This is a genomic window from Rhodococcus sp. S3, assembly GCF_058211795.1.
The window spans coordinates 4,544,379-4,565,635 of sequence record NZ_CM177074.1 but is presented as its reverse complement, the minus strand read 5'-3'; the positions used below and the strand labels follow the sequence as shown (position 1 = coordinate 4,565,635).

19 protein-coding genes are annotated in these 21,257 nt (G+C 67.4%); 9 read left to right on the top strand and 10 right to left on the bottom strand.

Annotated elements, in window-relative coordinates; all coding sequences use genetic code 11:
* Positions 1-118: 118 nt before the first annotated feature.
* Positions 119-1,552 carry a glycoside hydrolase family 140 protein gene (locus AC0LPE_RS21060; protein ID WP_419957108.1) on the top strand — a complete coding sequence of 478 codons (1,434 nt, stop codon included), beginning with the start codon at positions 119-121 and terminating at the stop codon, positions 1,550-1,552.
* A gap of 28 nt (positions 1,553-1,580) precedes the next feature.
* Here the strand turns inward: AC0LPE_RS21060 and AC0LPE_RS21055 are convergent, their stop codons facing one another.
* The 3 genes from AC0LPE_RS21055 to AC0LPE_RS21045 form a co-directional block, all read right to left on the bottom strand.
* Positions 1,581-2,231, bottom strand: a complete 651-nt coding sequence (locus tag AC0LPE_RS21055) for a TetR/AcrR family transcriptional regulator (RefSeq protein WP_337201729.1) — start codon at positions 2,229-2,231, stop codon at positions 1,581-1,583.
* Positions 2,232-2,632: 401 nt separating this feature from the next.
* On the bottom strand, positions 2,633-2,821 hold the full coding sequence (locus tag AC0LPE_RS21050; protein ID WP_006553751.1) for a ferredoxin: 189 nt from the start codon (positions 2,819-2,821) through the stop codon (positions 2,633-2,635).
* On the bottom strand, positions 2,818-4,110 hold the full coding sequence (locus AC0LPE_RS21045; protein ID WP_490605156.1) for a cytochrome P450: 1,293 nt from the start codon (positions 4,108-4,110) through the stop codon (positions 2,818-2,820). The genes AC0LPE_RS21050 and AC0LPE_RS21045 overlap by 4 nt, the downstream gene beginning before the upstream one ends.
* A 733-nt stretch (positions 4,111-4,843) precedes the next feature.
* Between AC0LPE_RS21045 and AC0LPE_RS21040 the strand changes: the two genes are divergently transcribed.
* Both AC0LPE_RS21040 and AC0LPE_RS21035 read left to right on the top strand, forming a co-directional pair.
* On the top strand, positions 4,844-6,178 hold the full coding sequence (locus tag AC0LPE_RS21040; RefSeq protein WP_490605155.1) for a cytochrome P450: 1,335 nt from the start codon (positions 4,844-4,846) through the stop codon (positions 6,176-6,178).
* Between the two features lie 360 nt (positions 6,179-6,538).
* Positions 6,539-7,261: a M23 family metallopeptidase gene (locus tag AC0LPE_RS21035; RefSeq protein WP_088898310.1), complete on the top strand. Its 723-nt coding sequence runs from the start codon at positions 6,539-6,541 to the stop codon at positions 7,259-7,261.
* An 85-nt stretch (positions 7,262-7,346) separates the two neighbouring features.
* On the opposite strand, the gene AC0LPE_RS21030 is transcribed toward AC0LPE_RS21035, so the two are convergent.
* Positions 7,347-9,317 (bottom strand): M13 family metallopeptidase, encoded by a 1,971-nt coding sequence (locus tag AC0LPE_RS21030; RefSeq protein WP_088898309.1) that lies wholly within the window; start codon positions 9,315-9,317, stop codon positions 7,347-7,349.
* A 112-nt stretch (positions 9,318-9,429) separates the two neighbouring features.
* On the opposite strand from AC0LPE_RS21030, the gene AC0LPE_RS21025 reads away from it, so the two are divergent.
* A complete protein-coding gene (locus tag AC0LPE_RS21025) occupies positions 9,430-10,635 on the top strand; it encodes a serine hydrolase domain-containing protein (RefSeq protein WP_088898308.1) in 1,206 nt (401 codons plus the stop codon).
* On the opposite strand, the gene AC0LPE_RS21020 is transcribed toward AC0LPE_RS21025, so the two are convergent.
* The 5 genes from AC0LPE_RS21020 to AC0LPE_RS21000 all read right to left on the bottom strand — a co-directional run bounded on the left by AC0LPE_RS21020 (position 10,636) and on the right by AC0LPE_RS21000 (position 15,246).
* Entirely contained in the window at positions 10,636-11,604 is a 969-nt protein-coding gene (locus AC0LPE_RS21020; RefSeq protein ID WP_088898375.1) for a peptidase associated/transthyretin-like domain-containing protein, read from the bottom strand. It abuts the gene before it with no gap.
* Between the two features lie 91 nt (positions 11,605-11,695).
* On the bottom strand, positions 11,696-12,619 hold the full coding sequence (locus AC0LPE_RS21015; RefSeq protein WP_490605154.1) for a PaaI family thioesterase: 924 nt from the start codon (positions 12,617-12,619) through the stop codon (positions 11,696-11,698).
* 77 nt (positions 12,620-12,696) lie between these two features.
* Positions 12,697-13,308, bottom strand: a complete 612-nt coding sequence (locus tag AC0LPE_RS21010; protein ID WP_145690872.1) for a DUF1707 SHOCT-like domain-containing protein — start codon at positions 13,306-13,308, stop codon at positions 12,697-12,699.
* Between the two features lie 79 nt (positions 13,309-13,387).
* Positions 13,388-14,044, bottom strand: coding sequence for a response regulator (locus AC0LPE_RS21005; RefSeq protein ID WP_145690873.1), 657 nt, complete (start codon positions 14,042-14,044; stop codon positions 13,388-13,390).
* Positions 14,041-15,246, bottom strand: coding sequence for a histidine kinase (locus AC0LPE_RS21000; protein WP_160877363.1), 1,206 nt, complete (start codon positions 15,244-15,246; stop codon positions 14,041-14,043). Before AC0LPE_RS21000 ends, AC0LPE_RS21005 begins: the two co-directional genes overlap by 4 nt.
* A 116-nt stretch (positions 15,247-15,362) precedes the next feature.
* Between AC0LPE_RS21000 and AC0LPE_RS20995 the strand changes: the two genes are divergently transcribed.
* Together AC0LPE_RS20995 and AC0LPE_RS20990 are read left to right on the top strand one after the other, a co-directional pair.
* Complete coding sequence (locus AC0LPE_RS20995; RefSeq protein ID WP_145690875.1) at positions 15,363-15,896, top strand: hypothetical protein; 534 nt, start codon at positions 15,363-15,365, stop codon at positions 15,894-15,896.
* Between the two features lie 118 nt (positions 15,897-16,014).
* On the top strand, positions 16,015-16,479 hold the full coding sequence (locus AC0LPE_RS20990) for a VOC family protein (RefSeq protein WP_490605153.1): 465 nt from the start codon (positions 16,015-16,017) through the stop codon (positions 16,477-16,479).
* 15 nt (positions 16,480-16,494) lie between these two features.
* Here the strand turns inward: AC0LPE_RS20990 and AC0LPE_RS20985 are convergent, their stop codons facing one another.
* Entirely contained in the window at positions 16,495-17,514 is a 1,020-nt protein-coding gene (locus AC0LPE_RS20985) for a sigma-70 family RNA polymerase sigma factor (RefSeq protein ID WP_059384084.1), read from the bottom strand.
* Between the two features lie 186 nt (positions 17,515-17,700).
* On the opposite strand from AC0LPE_RS20985, the gene AC0LPE_RS20980 reads away from it, so the two are divergent.
* The 3 genes from AC0LPE_RS20980 to AC0LPE_RS20970 all read left to right on the top strand — a co-directional run bounded on the left by AC0LPE_RS20980 (position 17,701) and on the right by AC0LPE_RS20970 (position 21,255).
* A complete protein-coding gene (locus tag AC0LPE_RS20980) occupies positions 17,701-19,137 on the top strand; it encodes an ABC1 kinase family protein (RefSeq protein WP_490606387.1) in 1,437 nt (478 codons plus the stop codon).
* A 111-nt stretch (positions 19,138-19,248) separates the two neighbouring features.
* Complete coding sequence (locus tag AC0LPE_RS20975; protein ID WP_145690877.1) at positions 19,249-20,058, top strand: crotonase/enoyl-CoA hydratase family protein; 810 nt, start codon at positions 19,249-19,251, stop codon at positions 20,056-20,058.
* Positions 20,059-20,097: 39 nt separating this feature from the next.
* Positions 20,098-21,255 carry an acyl-CoA dehydrogenase family protein gene (locus AC0LPE_RS20970; protein WP_016692353.1) on the top strand — a complete coding sequence of 386 codons (1,158 nt, stop codon included), beginning with the start codon at positions 20,098-20,100 and terminating at the stop codon, positions 21,253-21,255.
* Positions 21,256-21,257 lie beyond the last annotated feature (2 nt).

The window sequence follows — 21,257 nt, the reverse complement described above, 5'->3', positions numbered from 1 at the left end:
CGTCGGTCCTTGTCGAGGAAGAAGTCCCCAGCGCGGGTTGTCGCCGACGACGGGTTCCGTGTTTTCGCTCGGAGCCACGATCTCCTCCGTAGCCTGGACGTACCACGGGCGCGGTGGGGTGACGATGAAACAGGCAGTCCTTGTGATGGTGTTGCTGCTGGTCGCGGCCTGTTCGAACGCGGGAGAGCAGGAACAGCGGACGAACGTCCCGGCGGTCGAAGCGGACTGCGATGCCGCCGACCACCGCTTCGTCTCGTCCGTCGGCGCCGATGGCCGCCATTTCGAGGATCAATACGGTGATCCCGTCCTCGTCCGCGGCGACTCGCCGTGGTCGGGGATGGCCGACTGGTCGCCCGAGCAGGCCGAGTTGTATTTCACCGACCGCGAGATCAACGGGTTCAATGCCTCGATCATGTCGGCGATCGTCGTGCCGGTGAACGGCGGCCCGAGCTACGAAGGCGCCACCTTCGACGGCATCGAACCGTTCGTCGACGGCGACATCACGCAGTGGAACGAGGTGTACTGGTCGCGTGTCGACGACTACCTCCGGATCGCGTGCCGCCACGGGAACACGGTATTCCTGTATCCGATGGACGGGTGGAACCTCACCCACGTCTTCGCGTCGACCACGCCGGAACAGGCCTTCGAGTACGGACGGCGGTTCGCGCAGCGGTACGCGGAATTCCCGAACATCGTCTGGATGACCGGCGGGGACTACTCACCGGAGGCGGAGGATCTCGCGGCCGGTGCCGAGTCGGATCTCGTGCTGCACGCGATGCTCGACGGGATCCGTGATGCCGGCTCCGACGCACCGTTCACGATCCAACTGGGGTGGGACAAGCTGCTGTCCACGGATCACCCGTTCTGGGAACCGGTCGTGGACTGGAACTTCGTCTACACCTACGCGCCCACCTATCAGGCCGTCCTGCAGGCCTACGAGCGTGCCGACGGAACCCGCGACCCGCGACCCGCACTGTTCTCGGAGGGCAACTACGAAGGTGAGAACAACCAGGAGGACACGGCACCGACCACCGACGAGACACTCCGACGTCAGGCGTTGTGGGCACTGACCTCCGGTTCGCCCGGCGAGTTCCGGGGTTCCGACGACTGGGAGTTCCCGGACGGGTGGGAAACCCGTCTGGATACTCCCGCTGTCGCACAGCTGCGAGCGATACGTGAACTGTGGCAGTCGTGGCAGTCGTGGCCGTGGTGGGAGCTCGTGCCGGATATCGACGAACCGCTCGTCGTCGCAGGTCGCGGCACCCCGTGGACGAGTGACGAGATGATCGACGTTCTCGACGACGAGTACGTCACCGCTGCCCGGACACCCGACGGTTCACTCGCCGTCGTCTACCTTCCGACGCAGCGCACGATCCGGCTCGATCCTGCGTTGGTACCGGAGGAGGCGACCCTCGAGTGGGTCGACCCCGCCGACGCGACCGGGCCTCGGCAGCCGGCGACTTCCGACGAGAACGGCGACATCCCTATACCGGGGCCGAACACGGATGGAGACGGGGATTGGCTTCTCGTGATCACCGAGCGAGAGGGATGAACTTTGCTGTTCGAGAATGCTGCTCTCGTCAGGGGGCGGCGAATCCCTGCGAGCAGAAACTCCATACCTCGTCGGCCGAGATGAGAAGGGTCGTGGTGTCGTCGCCACCGCTCGACTGGGCAATGGACATCACGGTCTGCATTGTCATGGCGGCCATTCGCTTCGCGTTCGTTCCCTCGCGAAGGCTGCCCTCGGCATCGACCTTCTCCATCAGCTCCGTGAACAGCGTGAGCATCGGTGCGTGTGCGACCTTCACCTCGGCAGGATGGGTGAGCACCAGCTGCGGCGCGAGGTCGGTGAACAGGGGTCGCGGGACCGCCGGATCGGGTCGGGACGACTCGAACAGCAGTTCCACTGCGACGCGCAGCTGATCGAGAGGATCCTTCTCGTCGGCGGCAGCGGCACGGATCTGATCGGCAGAGCGGCTCAGAGCATCCTCGAAGAGTGCCAGCAACAGCTCGTGCTTACCGTCGAATTGTAGGTAGAAGCTGCGAAGCGACTGCTTCGACCGGTCGACAACTTCCTGAACCGTGAAGTCGGTGCTGCCCTTTTCCGCGATGATCGCCTGTGCGGCATCGAGAAAGCGCTGAACGCGCTGCTCGGCGCGCAGCTTCGCGGTCCGGATGGAACGCTCCACCGCGCGCTGCTTCCAGGCCGGCTCTTCGCTGGCGCCCGTCACTGCCCGGATCGCCCTGTGTCGCGTGGAGTGGACATGGGGACACTGTACCGGAGGGTAGGGAGGCAACGCGGGGCCGTCCTTCCGCTTTCCGTCCCGACTCGAGACTGTTGCTATCAGAAAAAGAAACCTTGCTCTCATCCCGATACGGCTGATTCGGGGCCGGAAAGAGGCAAGTCGGAATGCGCACCCGGGAGGGAATCCGCTGCCGTTCTCGCCATCCGCTGCGGCAATTCGCTGGTTGTCAGGATGGCCGTGAGACATCCTGACAACCAGCGCGGGGATCGGAGCGCACCCGGCCCCCGTAGACGGGTCATTCCCCGCAAGAGGCTCGGGAGGTGGATTCTCTGCTGGAGAATGGAAGGCCGGACGCCGGACCCGTCGAAGAACGGCGCGCTCTGATCTCAGTCGAGCCGGATCGCCCTTTCGGGGCAACCCCCTGCGGCCTCCCGCACGGAGTCCTGGTGTTCGGCCGGGACCTCGGACATCAGGGTGACGGCGTATCCGCCGTCGCTCAGGTCGAAGACCTCCGGGCAGGCCGCGAGGCAGACGCCGTGTCCGCGGCAGGCGTCGTCGTCGACGACGACCTTCACTTCGACTCACCTTCCGCCGGCGTGTACTCGAGGTGCAGGGCGAGCAGGCCACGCAGGATGAAGGTCGGCAGGTAACCGAACTTCCGGTCGTCCTCGGGGCCGTGCACCTTCTCGGAGATCCGGATCTCGCTGGTGCGCTCGAGCAGGCGCGCGATGCCCACGCGTCCTTCGGTTCGGGCGAGCGGGGCGCCAGGACACGAGTGCACGCCGCGACCGAACGCGATGTGGGTGCGTGCGTTGCGGCGATCGATGTCGAACTCGTTCGGGTCGGAGAACTGGCGCGGGTCGCGGTTGGCGGCGCCGTTGACCAGCATCATGATCGTGCCGGCCGAGACGTCGACCCCGCCGACGGTGGTGGGGGTCTTCGCGAGCCGGAAGTCGCCCTTGATCGGGCTCTCGAAACGCAGCGTCTCCTCGATGAAGTTCGGGATGCGATCGGGCTCGCTGCGCAGGGTCTTCTGGAGTTCGGGCTGCTCGGCGATGATCCGCAACGCGGAACTCAGCAGACGCACGGTGGTCTCCTGGCCGGCGGAGAACACGTTCGCGGCGATACGCAGGACGTCGTCGACGGGCGGCAGGGTGCCGTCGGGGAAGGTTGCGGTGGCTAGGCCCGTCAGCACGTCGTCGGTGGGGTTCGCGCGGCGGTCCTCGATGTACTGGCCGAACTTCTCGTACAGGAACTCGAGCGGGTTGAGCTTCAGTGCCTCACCCTCGGTGCTGCCGAGCGAGAAGCCCTTCTCCACCTGGATGTTCAGGCCCTCGATGAACTCCTGGTGGTCGCTCTCCGGCACGCCCAGCAGGTCGGCGATGACGAGCATTGCGAACGGAGCGGCGAAGCCGGTGATGTAGTCGCCCTCGCCCCGGGCGAGCAGGTCGTCGAGGAGGCGGTCGGCGATGCGCTCGATGAAGGCCTCGTTCTCCTTGAGTCGCTTGGGCGTGATGAGCCGCATCAGCAGTCCGCGATGGTCGGTGTGCTGCGGGGGATCCATGGTGGGGAGCTGGTCGTTCATCGGCAGCGAGGGGCGGTGCTCCTCGATGAAGTCGGTGATGTCGTCGCTCTCGGGGCAGGCCGGAAGGCCGGAGAACGGGCCGGTCACCGAGATACACGACGAGAAGGTCTGCTCGTCGCTCAGGACCTGGATCGCCTCTTCGTAGCCGGTGACCATCATGACGTTGTGGTGGGGTTCGCGCGTGACCGGGCATCCCTCGCGCAGGGCGTCGTAGTAGGGGTACGGGTCCTCGACGAGTTCCGGATCGGTGAAGAAGTTCTTCGTCTCGATGTCGGTCATGGTTCCTCCCGGGGCAGGCGGTGGCTGTGATGGAGTTCGGCTTCGCCACGCGGCGTCGCGCGCTCGAGTCCGTATCTCGACCGCACATCCAACCACGGGTTCGAAAGTTGGTCGCGAGGGGATCTTTCGTGCATTTCGGACTTGTGATGGATAACGTGACGACGATCGATGTGCTGTGTTCGATCTTGAAATGTGTGTAACCGCAGAAGCGACAACATGCCCGTACTCGAGCCTCGGAAAGTTCGGGTACGGGCACGGGATGTGTTCATCGTCGGAATGTCCGATGGGTGACTTCACGCCGACGATGGGTCGGTGGAGTCGAGGGGAGAAAGAGCGACGCGACGACCTTTGCATCACGTTGTATCCGCGGATTAGCACCTCGCTGTCGTCGGCGATGATCACTTCCACACCGTCGCAGGGTTTTCCGACGGTCGTGGCGATCTGTTCGATGCGCACTGGGAAGCGGCCGACAAGGTGCTCTCGCGGCAAGCAGGCGCGCGGAAAATAGGGCGCAGGGGAAATCGGGACGGGTAGTTGTCACTGCAGCGCCGAACGTTTGCGCGCCTTGAAGACAGTTGCATACCGTCCGAAGGCGTGCTTCTGTCCGCGAACCGTGCACGCCTGCTCGTTCCAGGGTTGCGGTGATCTCCCCCTGCGGGTCCGGACGGACGTTTGGATGCACTCTCGGCGGGAAGCCTGCATAGGTCCTGTCCCCCCGACGCCGGGAGCACCTGTGCCTGCATCGACCGCGACCGTTTCGCCCACCGACGCCGCTCGGCTCCTCGGGCAGGTGGCCGTGCCGTTCGTGGCGGTGGGACCGATCGCTCGTCGGCGTTGGGCGATGAAGTTGCTCGAGAAGAACCAGTCCGATGCCGGCGTGGTCCGCCTGGTCGCCGATCTACGGAAGCGGCACGGTGACGGACCGGTGGTCGTGCCGATTCCCGGCCGCACCCTCGCGATCGTCCTGACGCCCGAGGATGTGGACCGGATCCTGCGCACCGACACGGCGTCGTTCACTGCGGCCAACAAGGAGAAGGTGGCCGCACTCAGTCCGTTCCAGCCCAACGGTGTGCTCATCTCCCGAGGGGACATCCGCGCCCAGCGACGCGCGTTCAACGAGTCGGTCCTCGAACCGGAACACGCCCTGCACCGTCTCGCGGCCGAGTGGGTTCCCGTGATCGAGCAGGAGGCGCAGAATCTGCTCGAGCACGCGAGGTCGCGCGGTGAACTCGACGCTCCTGATTTCGTGAAGACCTGGTGGCGCCTCGTTCGGCGACTCGCGTTCGGCGACGCCGCCCGCGACGACGAGAGCATCACCGACCAGTTGTGGACGCTGCGCTCGAACGGGAACTGGTCGTTCGCGCATCCGCTCCGGCACCGCCTGCGCGATCGGTTCACCCAGAACCTGCACCGTCATGTCACGGCGGCTCCGTCCCAGAGTCTGGCCGGGGTGGTCCGGGACCTCGCAGCGCCGGCGTCCGTCGACCCGATCGGGCAGATGCCGCACTGGTTGTTCGCGTTCGACGCCGCAGGCATGGTCAGCGCCCGAACCCTGGCGGTGTTGTCGACCCATTCCGAGCAGCGTCTGCGCGTCGAGTCGGAATTGTCGGGAACCGAAGCCGGGACACCGCAGGTCTACGAGTACCTGCGGGCCTGCGTGTTGGACACGACCCGGCTGTGGCCGACCACTCCGGTGATCCTCCGGGACTCCGTGGAAGAGACCACGTGGAGCGACGGTGCGGGTGGAATCTCCACGATTCCCGCCGGTACGGGCTTCGTGATCCTGTCCTCGGCCTTCCACCGCTCCGACGACCTGCCGTTCGCCGACACCTTCGAACCCGAGATCTGGCTCGACGGCCGCGCCGAGCGCTATCCCGCGCTCGTGCCGTTCAGCGCCGGACCGACGGTGTGCCCCGGGCGCAGCATCGTGCTGTTCGCGGCGAGCACCTTCCTTGCGACTCTGCTCCGGTCCGCCGAGTTCACCGTGGTGTCGGATATGAAGCCGGATCCGGCGCGTCCGCTGCCCGCGACGTTCGACAATTTCGGTCTGCGTTTCGCGGTGCGGTAGGGCTCTCTCGGCTGGGGCCGCGATACCGCCTCGATACCCCCTCGGAGATCGTTTCCCCGTTATCCGATGGCGTGACGTCACTCACTGTTTACCCCGGTTTTGCGTCCGACGCGTGAGGTCGATGGTGTCGATGTGAATCGAGTAGGGCAAATCGGGCGCTTTTTGTCCGATACCGGTCGGTTTGGAGTCAAGGCGACACGCTCAGGTCGTCAAAGGTCGAAGTACTCTGTGATGGAATCGTGACCCTTTCGTTACCGAGGGCCTGTCCCAGAGGAAACTGCTGTGATCCGAAATCCTGAATCCACCCCCACCCGAGAAGCCACCGATCTGCGACGGCGCGCAACCCGCGCCGGCAGGTGGATGGCAGTCGCGGTCCTCGCGAGCGCCGTCACCGTCGGCGGAACGACGGTCGCGAACGCCGCAGGTGACCGGGTCCGCGTCGAGTCCGCCACCGCATGGACCGGCGCCGGGGAGAACCTCTCGACCGCACCCCAGGTGCTGAAGGTCGCCGGTGTCGACGCATCGCACTACACCGAGAAGCTGAACCGCGCCGCCGAGCGGGAAGCGCAGCGTGTCGCCGAGGCGATCGCTGCCCAGGAGGCGGCGCAGCGTGCCGAGGCCGAGCGGATCGCTCGCGAGGCCGCCGAGCAGGCCGCTCGCGAGGAGGCCGCGCGTCGTCCCGCACTCGCCTTCCCCGCTGCGGGAACGCTGACCTCGGGCTTCGGCCCGCGCTGGGGCACCAACCACAACGGTGTCGACATCGCGAACTCGATCGGCACGCCTATCGTCTCCGTCACCGACGGTGTCGTGATCGACTCCGGTCCGGCCTCGGGCTTCGGCCTGTGGGTGCGCATCGCGCAGGACGACGGCACGACCGGCGTCTACGGCCACATCGACCGGTCCCTCGTCTCGGTCGGCCAGCACGTCCGCGCCGGCGAGCAGATCGCCACGATGGGCAACCGCGGCCAGTCCACCGGACCGCACCTGCACTACGAGGTGTGGCAGCCGGGCGGCGCCAAGGTCGACCCCATCCCGTGGTTCCACGCGCGCGGCGTTCCGGTGCCGAGCTCGCACCTCGGCTGATCCGGTAGGCGACAGCCCGAGAACGAAACCTGAAAACGACCACTGCCCCGATGCATTCCGCGTCGGGGCAGTGTCGTGCGTGGAGCTACCAGATGCGCACGCGCTCCGAAGGATCGAGATACAGCCCGTCACCTTCGCTGACCTCGAACGCGTCGTAGAACGCGTCGATGTTGCGGATCACGCCGTTGCAGCGGAACTCCGGCGGCGAGTGCGGGTCGACGGCGAGACGGCGTGACGCCTCCTCGTCACGAACCTTCGTACGCCATACCTGCGCCCATCCGAAGAACACGCGCTGCAGCCCGGTCAGGCCGTCGATGACGGGCGCGGGCTTGCCGTCGAGCGCGATCTCGTAGGCCTTCAACGCGATCGACAGGCCGCCGAGGTCACCGATGTTCTCGCCGATCGTGAAGCTGCCGTTGACGCGTTGTCCGGGAAGGGCTTTCGGCTCGAACGCGTCGTACTGCGCGATGAGGGCGGCGGTGCGCTTACCGAACTCTTCGCGGTCCGAATCGGTCCACCAGTTCTCCAGATTGCCGTCGCCGTCGTACTTCGCGCCCTGGTCGTCGAAGCCGTGCCCGATCTCGTGCCCGATGACCGCGCCGATACCGCCGTAGTTCGCGGCGTCGTCGGCGTGCAGGTCGAAGAACGGAGGCTGGAGAATCGCGGCGGGGAAGACGATCTCGTTCATCCCCGGGTTGTAGTAGGCGTTGACCGTCTGCGGCGTCATGAACCACTCGCCGCGATCGACCGGACCACCGAGCTTGCCGAGATCTCGGTCGTACTCGGCGGCGTAGCCGCTGCGGTAGTTGCCCACCACGTCGTCCGCGGTGATCGTCACGGCGGAGTAGTCGCGCCAGGTGTCGGGATAGCCGACCTTGGGCGTGAACTTCTCGAGCTTGCGCAGCGCGGCTTCGCGCGTGGCCGGGCTCATCCATTCGAGGTCGGTGATGGACTGCCGGTACGCCTCGGTGAGGTTGTCGACGAGCACCTGCATGCGCGTCTTCGCCTCGGCGGGGAAGTGCCGTTCGACGTAGAGCTTGCCGACGGCCTCGCCGAGCAGGTCCTGCACGAGCGACACGCCGCGCTTCCAGCGGTCGCGGATCTCCTGCGTGCCGGTGAGCGTGCGGCCGTAGAACGCGAAGTTCTCGTCGACGAACGCCTCGGACAGATACGGAGCCCGCGCGCGCAGCACCCGCCACACCGCCCAGGCCTTCCAGTCGTCGAGGTCCTCGTCGGCCCACAGCGTCGCGAACGTCTCGAGGAAGCTCGGCTGACGGACGACGATCTCGGCCCACTGGTCGGTCGTCGCACCGGTCGCGGTGATCCATCCTGTCCAGTCGAACTGCGGAAGGTCGGTGAGCAGCGAGTCGAGGGTGAGCAGGTTGTAACTCAGGTCGGCGTCGCGACGCTTGACGACGTCCCAGTGCCCGGCGGCCAGCTTCGTCTCGAGCGCGACCACCGTCGCCGCGTCGTAGGGCAGGTCGGCGAGGGCGAACATCCGGCCGATGTGGGCGGTGTACTGATCGCGGATCTCGGCGTAGCGGTCCTCGCGGTAGTACGACTCGTCGGGCAGACCGAGCCCGCCCTGCGAGACGTGCATGAGATAGCGCTCGGAGTTCTTCGAATCGGTGTCGACGTAGTGCGCGAGCGCACCCGTCACGCCGGCGCGCTGCAACCGGCCCAGCACCGCCGCGAGCGCGGCACGGTCGGCAGCCCCGGAGACCGCCCCGAGTTCCTCGCGGATCGGATCGAGACCGGCGGCCTCGATCGTCGCGGTGTCCATGAACGAGGTGTACAGGTCGCCGATCTTCTGGGCGTCGGTGCCCGGCTCGGCGCCGGACGCCGCGGCTTCTTCGATGATGGTCCGCACGTCGACCTCGGCCTTGTCGGCGAGCGTGCGGAAGGCTCCGTCGAGCGCGCGGTCGGCGGGGATCTCGTGTTCGGCGAGCCATCGGCCGTTCACGTGTTCGAAGAGGTCGTCCTGGGGGCGGACCCGTTCGTCGACGTGTCCGAGATCGATGCCGGAGCGAATCTCCGAGTTCTGCGCGAGGGTCATGCTCCCCATCCTTACACCGGATGGGCAGGTCGTGCAGTCGCCCGCGGAGCGGACCGCCGTGGAAGTGGGAGAACACCCTCGGGAGCGTTTACATACTCCTAACATCGCCCTCATGACCGAAGGTTCCACGACGGAGCCGCCCGCGGCGACCCCGTCGACACAGATGCTGGTCGATCCCCGCTTCATGCCTGTCGCGGATCTGTTCTTCCGGATGTTCTACAAGCCGAGCCAGGGCGGCGGTGCTCTCGCCTGCTACCTGCACGGCGAACCCGTCCTCGACATCTGGGCGGGCTGGGCCGCACGCGACAAACGGTGGACCCGCGACACCGTCGTGCTGTCGTTCTCCACCGGCAAGGGGGTGGCCAGCACGGTGGTGCATCGCCTCGCCGAGCGTGGCCTGCTCGACTACGACGCGGCCGTGGCCGAGTACTGGCCGGAGTTTGCCGCGGCCGGCAAGGAGACGATCACGCTGCGACAGCTCATGTCGCACCGCGCCGGACTGCACAAGTCGCGCGGGCTCGTGCCCGGCCGGGAGGGACTGCTCGATTCCGAGGCGGTGGCCGCCGCGCTCGCCGCCTCCCCACCCGATCCGCGACGCTTCCACGGGCCGGGTTATCACGCCGTCACCTACGGCAACCTCGTCGCCGAGGTCGCATCGCGCGTGACCGGGGTGCCCTTCCAGGAACTCGTGCGCACCGAGATCGCCGAGCCGCTCGGCACGGACGAATTCTGGTACCACGTGCCCGAGGACCAGCGGCACCGCATCGCCCGGGTGTTCCCCAAGGTCAACTTCCTGCCGGCACCGTGGACGACGGCGTCGGCGGTGCTGTCGCGCGCGCCGGGCGTGCGGGGTCTCGCCGAGGCGGGCATGGCGGAGGGCTTCGACGAGCTGATGCGCAGTCCGTCCGCGCACGACGCCGTCATGCCGGGATGGAACGGTGTGTTCACCGGGCGGGCCCTGGCCCGCATGTATGCGGCGATCGCGAACGGCGGAGCGATCGACGGTGCCCGCCTGTTGAAGGAGGACACCGTCGACCAGTTGCTCGAAGTGCAGACCCGGCGACGCGACTACGTCCTCGGTATCCGGCCCAATTGGCGGCTGGGTTACCACCCGGGTTGGGTCGCCCTGCGGCAGCAGCCGCTGCGGTCGGTCGGGCACTACGGGTTCGGCGGCTCGGGAGCGTTCGCCGACCCGGAGACCGGACTGTCGGTCGCGTTCGTCACCAACCGCATGGGCAACACCTTCACCACGATCTCCGACGGCCGGTTCCCGAGACTCGGCGCGGCGGCGGTGACGGCCGCGCGCCGAACGGGGTGATCAGACGTCGACACCCACGTTGACCGCGGCGAGGACCCGGTCGCCCTGACGTGCGGTGACGGTCGTCCCCGTCGGGTCGTGGATCGAGTCGGTGTCGTTGCGGGTGTCGCGGCCGCTGTGCTCGGTGTACGGCTCGACGGTGGAGAAGATCTCGTCGGTGAGCGCGTCGTCGAAGTACAGCTGCGTGGTGAGCACCGTCGACCGGTCGATGTGCACCTTCAGGTGGATGTGCACGGTGCGGCCGCGGTACCAGCCGGGATAGATCGTGTCGAAGAAGACGATGCCGTCGGCGTTCGTCACCTGCGCGCCGCGCAGGTAGGTGCCGTCGTCGGTGGTCGTGGCCTCCACGTCTCCCGAGCTGTACGAGCCGTCGGAGGTCTCCCCGGAACCCGGTGCCTCCGGTGCTCCTGGCGCCCCGGGCGGCGGACCCATCCCGGCGGGCGGCTGCATGCCCTCCGGCGGTGTCATCCCCTCGGGTGGACTCCCACCGGCCGGCGGAACCGGTCCACCGGGGAAGGCCGTGCCCGATTCGAAGCCCGAGTACTCGCCCCCGGCGTCGCAGTGCCAGATCTCGACAACGGCGTTCGAGATCGGAGCCGCGGACCCACCGGGATCGCAGTTCGCGAGATCCTGCACCCGCACTGCCAGCGTGAGGGGGAGGCCTGGCCGGTCCTCGACGATGTCGCGGCGGATGGAGTCGACGTCGAACCAGTACGGTCCCTGCGTCACCTCGGCACTCATCACACAGCTCGGTGCGTCGTCCAGCATCGCGACGAGCTGTGCGTCGATGCCGGTCGCGGTGGGTGTCGTGGTGGTCACCGCCGATGCGGTGCCGGTCGTCGCGGTGGTGGCCGATTCGTCCGTGCCGCACGCCGCCGCGATCAGCCCACCCAAGCCGATCGTTCCGCCGAGCGCCAACGCCCGTCGGCGGCTGACACGTCTGCGGCTCGCCTCGACGTCCTCGTTCATGATCTCTCCTCCGTGCGTCCTCGTTCCGACCATCGTCCGTCCGGACGCTCGAGACACGGTGCGAGAAGGCTGGGAGATTCCTGCGAACCCGTTACGCGCGGGGGAACAGCTGGACGTTGGCGTGCGCGCGCACGTAGACGGTGCCGTCGGCGGCGCACAGCGTCGTCTCGAAGGACGCGAGTCGCCGTCCGGCCCGCACCGCGTCGGACCGCAGTTCGATGACCGGCCCGGGTACTGCCGGGGAGCGGAGGTAATCGAGACCGATCTCCAGCACGCGGTAGTCCTGATCGATGCCGGTCAGTGTCTGCGCGGCCAGGCCGGTGACGGCCTCCGCCATCGACACGAGCACACCGCCTTGCACCGAACCGATCACGTTGGCCATCCACTCGCGCGGCGACAGCCGGGCCTGCACGAGGCCGCGCTCGGCGACCGTCACCTCGAGTCCGAGCAGTCCGGCGAGCGGTCCGCGCGGAAGAGTCCCGGTGGAGATGCCCGTGACGATGTCGAGGCCGGGCAGTTCGGTCAGGATCGCCGCATCGGACCACGGTTCCGGCTCGTCCCGCTCCGGCACGGCCTCCGATGCCTCGGCGCCGAGTTCCATCGGCGTGCGCCCGACGACGATGGAGCGCCCGACCAGGTGCGCGACGAGAGCACCCTGCTCGTCGCGCACGTCGGTGCCCGACACGGCGGTGGACGCGTCGAAGAACAGGCTGCTGCCGTGACCGACGAGGGCGCCCGAGGCGGGGAAGGGGTGGGCGAGCGTCGCCGTCACGTGCGACAACACGGTCTGCGGGCGCTCACCGGTCTCCGCGAACCGGGCGATACCGGCGGGTGCCCCCGCGGCGACGTCGGCGAAGACGCCGATGGAGGCGAGCGTGGTCTGCCCGCGGTGGTCGAAGAGGTGCGATCCGACGGACTGGGTGACCGAGACCGACGCGTCGTCGGCGACCTCGATGCCGACGCCCATGAAACGACCCGGACGGTCGACGGTGAACTGAGCGGTCTCGATTGCCATTCCTTGCTTCTACCAGGAACAGCGCAGGAAAGAGCAATCGGGGAGCGGTTCACCCAGGTTCACGGTGACCCGTCGCTTCAGCTGCGTGGCGTCTCCGGACCGCGACGACCCTCGAGTTCCCGGATCCGCTTCGACGCCTCCTCGAGCCGCTTCTTCCGCTCGGCGGCCTCCGACTTCTTGAGCTCTTCGTAGACCTTCTCGTCGTCGTCGCTGTACTTCAGGATCAACCGCGGAACGCTGAGCGTGACGATCAGCGACGGCCACACGATCCACGCGTAGCTCCAGTCGAGAGCGATCTGCAGGACGAGGAAGGTCACGAGCGTGACGCCGATGATGATCCAGTCCAGCGTCTCGACCATGCTGCCGCGTTCGCGGAGCGAGGCCAGCTCGTCCTCCGGGGACTGGGGTGCCGCCGTAGGAGAGCTGTCGTGGCGGACCGCCGGTGCCGAGGAGTCGGGGATCATCCGGATGTGCCCGTCGACCTGTTCGAGAGGAACACCGCCGGGCAGTCCCCGGAACGACGGGAGCAACGCCGAAAACGTTCGCGCCGAAGATATCTCCCCGGATCGTTCGTAGAACTCGGCGCTGTCGAGCCGGCCCGCGGCGTAGTGTTCGCCGAGTGCGTTCAACGCGTGCATACGTTCGGCGTCGCTGAGCAGCAGGTCGTCGTGATCGGAATTGCCGGTCATTTCTTTTCCCGCGCTTTCGGAGTCGGTTGTCGATTCCTGGTGCATCCCCGATCCTAGAGCCGATGATCGGGCCCCGATCCTAGAGCCGATGATCGGGCATGTCCCGGGCGAGGATGGCCGCCTGGATCCGCGATTGCAGCCCGAGTTTGTGGAGCACCCGGGCGACGTGTGTCTTCGCCGTGTTCTCACCGATGCCGAGGCGGGTGGCGATCTGGCGGTTCGACAGTCCCTCTCCGAGACACGCGAAGACCTCCTGTTCGCGTGCGGTGAGGGCATCGAAATCCGGACCGTCCGGAACATCCTCCCGCCGAGTCGTTTTCGAGACGAACGCGTCGATGACGGTTCGCGTGACCTGCGGTGAGAGCACGGACTCCCCGGAGTGCACCGCCCTGATCGCGTCGAGCATGGCATCCGCCGAGGCGGTCTTGAGGAGATATCCGGCCGCCCCGGCACGAAGACTCTCGAAGACGTACTCGTCGATCTCGAAACTCGTCAGCACCAGCACCCGGGCGCTCGTCTCCTCGGTGATGGTGCGGGTCGCGGCGATCCCGTCGACGTGCGGCATGCGGATGTCCATGAGGACGACATCCGCGGCGAGCGCGCGGGCCTGCGACACTGCGACGGCGCCGTCGGCGGCTTCGCCCACCACCTCGATGTCCTCGCTCGTGTCGAGCAGGAGTCGCAGGCCCGCGCGGATGGCGCTGTGGTCGTCGGCGAGCAGCACCCTGATCGTCACGTCGTACTCCTGTTCGCGAGCGGCAGTTGCACGTATGTCCTCCATTCGTTCCCGTCGCGACCGGAGCGGGCGTGCCCGCCCACCGCGGCGGCGCGCTCGGCGATATTGCGCAGGCCGTGCCCGGCGCCGCGGGCCGGTGACGGACCTGCGATGTCCGGGTCTCCGATGGGGTTCACCACCTCGATCCCGAGCCGGCCGTCGGTGTCGTCGAAACGAAGGGTCACCGGCCGTCCCGGTGCATGCTTGACCGCGTTCGTCAGAGTCTCCTGGACGATGCGGTAGGCCGTGAGATCGACCTCCGCGTCGAGGTCTGCGGGAGGACGACCGTCGATCCGGACGGAGGTGCCGGCGGCGCGTGCGGATGCGGTGAGCGGTTCGAGGTCGGCGAGGCGACCCGCCGTGGTGATCTCGTCGTCGGTGTCGTCGCTGCGCAGCAGGCGCACCATCGACTGCATCTCCTGCAGGGCGGCCACGCTGCCGGAGCGTACGGACTCGAGCACGGTCAGCGCTCTGTCGGGATCGGACTCGCGGAGACGGAGCGCGGCCTCGCTCTGGATCGCGATCGACGACAGGTGCCCCGCCACCACGTCGTGCAGGTCGCGGGCCAGACGCTGCCGCTCGGTGGTGATGGCGGCGCGACGGTCCAGTTCCGCGACCCGCGAGAGGGCCTCGGCGCGTGCCCGTTCGATCTCGGCGGCGTCCCGATGTGTGCGGACGGATCGGGCCCACCAGATCGGGACGACGATCACGAGCGCGGCGATCGACACGGCCCACACCGCGATGCGCAGGTCCTGGAAGTACACACCGAGCGCGACGGCGCCGACGACGATCGGGACCACCGGGGCGCGTTCGAGGAATCGGCTGGTCCGCGCCGAACCGAAGAGCGCTGCGGCATACAGCAGGTCGCCGTATGCGATCCAGACCGGCAGAGAAGGGCCGACGACGAGGTCGATCAGCACCGGAACCGTGCCCACCAGGAGTGCGAGAAGCGGTCGCGTGCGGCGCATCGTCATCGGTGCACACACGCAGGCGAGCAGAACGAGCCACACCCACAGCGGCTGCGGCGAGCGGTCCTCGACGAGCACACCGAGATCCAGGGCGTACAACAGTGCGCCACCCGCAAAGTACGCGAGGGCGACGAGCAGGGAGTTGTAGCGCGGGTTCACGAATCCCACTCGAATCTCGGATTCACGGTTGTCCACGGGAACGATTCGACCACAACCGGGAGAGAATCAGGGTCGGCGTCACCCGAAGTGATGAGGCATCTGTCGCCCATCGGGCGACGCGCGCACAGGGATGTGCGCGCGATTCTGAGGTCATGTTCAGCCACATCGCCGCCTTCATCGTCGGATGCGAGATCGCGTTCTGGGTCGTGCTCGCGGCCGGACTCGTGTTCCGGTACCTGCTCCGGCTCGGCAGGACGGGTGCGGTGCTGCTCGCCCTGATCCCGCTGATCGATGTCGTCCTGCTCGCGGCCGTCGCCGTGGATCTGCACAACGGCGCGGAGGTCGGCTGGATCCACCGTGTGGCCGGCATCTATCTCGGTGTGAGTGTCGCCTTCGGACCGAGCATCGTCCGGTGGGCCGACCGGCGGTTCGCCTACCACTTCGCGGGTGGTGCGAAACCGGAACGCGCTCCGAAGGAAGGCCCGGAGGCCTTCCGCAAGGAATGTGCGGACTTCGGGCGATGGCTGCTCGCGGCCGGGATCAGCGCGGCCGCCGTACTCGGACTCGGGTCGACCGTCGCGAACGGCGAACAGACCTCGGCGCTGTACGGAATCTTCCCCACCCTCGCCACGATCACGGTGATCTGGCTGATCACGGGCCCGGTCTGGATGCTCGGCAAGCAGTGACGACCACATCGCTCCGAGAAATCTCCGGGTGCGCGATGAGTTCTCGCGGGGCGGCCGGTCTGTATCCGTGACATCCGGACCGCGTCCCGTACAGGACGAGCCGAACACAGGAGAAACCATGTCGCGCATGCTGTTCGTCAACCTCGCCGTCGAGAACGTCGCCGCCTCCCGTGCATTCTTCGACAAGCTCGGATTCACCTTCAACGAGATGTTCTGCGACGAGAACACCGCGTGCCTGGAGATCAACGAGCAGACCTACGTGATGTTGCTCGAGAAGCCGCGATTCCGCGACTTCATCAACGACGACATCTGCGACACCACGAAGGCCCGCGAGGCGCTGATGTGTGTGTCGGCCGACAGCCGGGAGGGTGTCGACGCGATCGTCGACGGCGCGCTCGCGGCCGGTGGCAGCGAGTGGGTGACGGCCGGCGCGCAGAAGACGCAGGAGGAGATGGGGGACTTCGCCCATCAACGGGCCTTCCGCGACCTCGACGGCCACGTCTGGGAGGTCATGTGGATGGATATGGCTGCCGCGTCGCAGGCGTGGGCACCGGAGGATGCCGAGGAGAACACCACCGCGTAGGCCCTACCGTGTTGTTCAGCGGGCTGCCGGGTCCTCCGGCAGCCCGAACCGGGCGAACAAGGCTGTGGTGTCGTCGGAGAAGAAGACGGTGGCGTGCGTGACCCTACCGTCGACGATGTCGAGCACCTGCAGTTGGAAAGGGTGGTGGCGGCCGTCCTCCCCTCGCATGTACAGCCCGAATGCCGGCTGGCCGTTGGCCACGGTGGGAAGCAGTACCTGGTCGCCGGGGCCCTTCGCGGGGCACTTGTGCTTGATGAGGGAGACGATCGCGTCGGGGCCCTGGTACCAGCCCTCGAAGGGCGGCATCTCCCAGACGGCGTCCTGGGTGAGCATCTCGACGAGCGAATCGATGTCGTACTTCTCGAAGCCGTCGACCCAGCGCTGCAGCAGTGCCTTGGTCTCGGCGCTGTCGGGTTCGGCGAGGTCGTCGTCGCGGACCTGGGCGTCCTTCAACTGCGCACGTGCCCGTTGCAGAAGACTGTTGACCGCCGCCGTCGACGTGTCGAGTGCGGCCGCGACCTCGGTGGCGCGCCACTGCAGGACCTCGCGGAGCAGCAGGACCGCGCGCTGGCGTGCGGACAGGTGCTGCAGAGCAGCGACGAACGCGAGGCGGACGGAATCGCGGGATGCCGCGATGGTGGCGGGATCCGACGGATCGTCGGTGGCATACCCCACGGGGAACGGCTCGAGCCACGGCACCTCGGGGCGGGTGACCAGATCGTCGGTGGGATCGGAACTGGGCGCGCCGAGCCCGGTGGGCAACGGCCGGCGGCTACGACCTTCGAGCGCCGTCAGGCACACGTTGGTGGCGATACGGTGCAACCACGTGCGCAGTGAGGAGCGGCCCCCGAAGTTCTCGTAACCGCGCCAGGCGCGCAGATAGGTCTCCTGGACCAGGTCTTCCGCATCGTGCAGCGACCCGCTCATGCGATAACAGTGGGCGAGCAGTTCGCGACGGAACGGCTCGGCGAGTTCCATGAAATCGGTCGACGTCGATGTCGAACCGGCAGATTCTTCGAGCAGTTGTTCGGTCATGAGCGCGATACCCCCGGCTGGTCGGACCCGAATCCGCTACCCGTCAGAGAGTAGTCGGGGGCACCGACAGAAGACAGATGATCGTCGGGTCTCGATCGGGGCGCCGGATGCAGGTACCGTGCACGAAGTCGCGCCGAGGTGAGCGCGTGGTGGACGGAGTGGGGACAGGTCGTGCACGAGTACACGCTGCGCGAAGGCGTATCCGGAGCGCAGGGCCACAGCAGGCCCGAGCGCAACGGCTCCGTCGGCCCCTTCGCCGACGGTCTTCCACCCGGTGCCCTGGACGTCGAGCGGCCTCCGCTCGACCGGTTCGGGCCGGCCGAGCTCGGACGGGCCGTGGTCGTCGCCGCCGTCCTGATCGCTTTCGTGGTGTGGGCGGTGCTGCGGTGGACCGTCCGGCCCCGGCAGCACAGCGTCGTCGAAGCGGCCGCGCACGGCACCGTCGACGCCTTCGAGCATCTCGGGCCGACCTTCGTGAAGCTGGGACAGCTCATCGCATCGTCGCCCGGACTGTTCCCCGCGGTCCTCGCCGACGCGTGCCTGCGCATGCTCGACGATGTGCCGACCTTCCCCTCCGAACAGGCCCGTGCGGTGATCGAGGAGGATCTCGGACACCGCATCGACGAGATGTTCGAGTCGTTCGACGACGTGCCGCTCGCCGCGGCGTCCGTCGCCCAGGTGCACGGGTGCGTGCTGCGCGACGGCCGCCGGGCCGTGGTGAAGGTGCAGCGGCCGGGGATCGCGCACCGCATGCTCGTCGATCTGCGCGCCGCCTACATGGGCGCGAAGCTGCTGCAGCTCTTCGAGTTCTTCCGCATCGCGAACACTCCGGGGATCATCCGCGATCTCTACGACGCGACGATGACCGAGCTCAACGCGGCGGTCGAAGCGGATCGTCAGGATCGCTTCCGCCGCAACATCTCCGCCTTCGGTGACAACACCTTCGTCACGGTGCCCGAGGTGTACTGGCAGTGGTGCGGTCCGCGGGTGATCTGCATGGAACGCCTGCAGGGCAAGCCCGTCGACCGGGTGGTGCCGGGCCAGGACGATCTCGACACCTCCCTGCTCGTGCGCCGCGGGGTGAAGGTGTGGATGGAGGCGGTGCTCTGTCACGGCCCGTTCCACGGCGACGTGCACGCGGGCAATCTCTGGCTGCTCGACGACGGACGGGTCGCGCTGCTCGACTTCGGCATCGTCGGCGAACTGCCCGAGAAGTGGCGCGCGCTGCTGCGGGCGCTGTTCCGTGCCGCCCTGCTCGACGGCGACTTCACGGCGGTCGCGCAGAGCGTGCGGGCGCTCGGTGTCGCCGCCGACCTCGACGTCGACGACGCGGCGGTGGGCCGGCAGGTTGCCGAGATCTTCGGTCCGCTGCTCGGTCAGGACGTGGGGGAGTTGCGGCTCAGCGAACTGATCGGCGCGCTCGTCTCGCTCGGACGCAAATGGAACACGTCGACTCCCGAGGAGCTCGTGTTGTTCGGGAAGCAGCTCGGATATTTCGAGCGCTACGCGACCGCGCTGGCACCGGGTTGGGTGCTCGGCCGCGATCCCTTCGTCTTCCGGAACATCTTCCCGGAGGAAGTGGCCATAAGAATCGCCGAATCGAACGTGAGCCTGCCCGACTGAGGCACGAGCCTGTTCGGTCTTTACAGGATGCGACCCGCCCCGTAATTTGAACGATCGTTCGACCAAATTATGGTGCGAGCCACACTGGCTACCGGAAGGACCGCGACCGCAATGGCAACTTCGCAGGACGTCGTACTGAGCACGCGCGACGGAAACGTCGTGACCTGGACGATCAACCTTCCGGGGGCGCGCAACCCGATCTCGGGTGACGACGTCGTCGACCGTCTCGTCGAACTCGTCGAGGAGGCCAACCGCGACATCGACACCCGCGTCGTCATCCTCACCGGCGCCGGATCGGCCTTCTCCGCCGGCGGCAACGTCAAGGACATGGACGAGCGTCGCGGCATGTTCGGCGGCGCACCCCACGCCCTGCGCGAGGGCTACCGCCGCGGCATCCAGCGCCTGCCCCGGGCCATCTACCACTGCGAGGTCCCGATCATCGCCGCCGTCAACGGACCCGCCGTGGGCGCCGGCTGCGACCTCGCGATGATGTGCGACATGCGGATCGCCTCGTCGAAGGCATTCTTCGCGGAGAGCTTCGTCAAGCTCGGCATCATCCCCGGCGACGGCGGCGCCTGGCTGCTGCCGCGCGCGGTCGGTGCGGCGCGCGCCGCCGAGATGGCCTTCACCGGCGACCGCGTCGACGCCGCGACCGCCCTCGACTGGGGCATGGTCTCGCAGGTCGTCGAACCCGAACAGCTCCTCGACGCCGCGAACGCGCTCGCCGCTCGCGTCGCCGTCAACCCCCCGAACGCACTGCGCATGACGAAGAAGCTCCTGCGCGAGGGCCAGCGCGTCGATCTCGACACGCTCCTCGAACTGTCGGCCTCCCTCCAGGCGCTCTCACACCACAGCGAGGACCACCGCGAAGCCCTCTCGGCGTTCCTCGAACGACGCACCGGCGACTTCACCGGCAACTGACCTTTCCCTCTCCTTCCCCCCACCCCCGGAGGACAAACCATGCAGCGGACGATCTTCACCGAAGAACACGAGCAGTTCCGGAAGATGGTGCGCGACTTCATCGAACGTGAGGTCGCGCCGCATCGCGAGGAATGGGACGAGATGGGTCGTCCGCCCCGCGACTTCTTCCGCCGGCTGGGCGAACTCGGCATCCTGGGCATCCAGGTCCCCGAGGAGTACGGCGGAGGCGGCGAGTCGAGCTTCAAGTTCAACACGATCGTCTTCGAAGAGGTTGCGCGCGCCGGAGTCTCGTTCGGCTCCTACACCGTGCACGCCTGCCTGATCCTGCCCTACCTGCTCGAGTACGCGACCGAGGAGCAGAAGCAGCGCTGGCTGCCCGGCTTCGCCGACGGCTCGATCATGACCGCGATCGCGATGACCGAGCCCGGCACCGGCTCCGACCTCGCCAACATCGCGACCTCGGCGAAGCTGTCCGAGGACGGAAAGCACTACATCATCAACGGCGCGAAGACCTTCATCACCGGCGGCGTCACCGCCGACCTCATTCTGACGGTCTGCCGCACGAGCCCGTTCGACCCCGAGAACCGCCGCGGCGGCCTGTCGATCATCGCGGTGCCCACCGACAGCGAGGGCTTCGCCGTCGGTCGCAAGCTCGACAAGATCGGTCTGCACCAGCAGGACACCGCCGAACTGTCGTACACCGACGTCAAGGTGCCGGTCGAGAACCTCCTCGGCGAGGAAGGCGCGGGCTTCGGGTACCTCACCCACAACCTGCCGCAGGAGCGTCTGAGTATCGCCCTGAACCAGGTCGGCTTCGCCGAGGCTGCCATCGCACACGCAATCGCATACACCAAGGAGCGCAAGGTCTTCGGCAAGCCCGTCGCCTCGTTCCAGAACACGAAGTTCGTGCTCGCCGAATGCTCGGCCGAGACCCAGGCCGCGCGTGTCTACGTCGACCACTGCCTCGAACTGCTCGACCGCAAGGAACTGACGGTCGCCGATGCGGCCCGCGCCAAGCTGTTCTGCACCGAGGTCTCCGGTCGCGTCATCGACAAGTGCCTGCAGCTGCACGGCGGTTACGGCTACATCACCGAGTACCCGATCGCCCGGCTCTACGCCGACACCCGCGTGACCCGGATCTACGGTGGCACCAGCGAGGTCATGAAGACAATCATCTCCAAGGACCTGGGGCTGTAGGC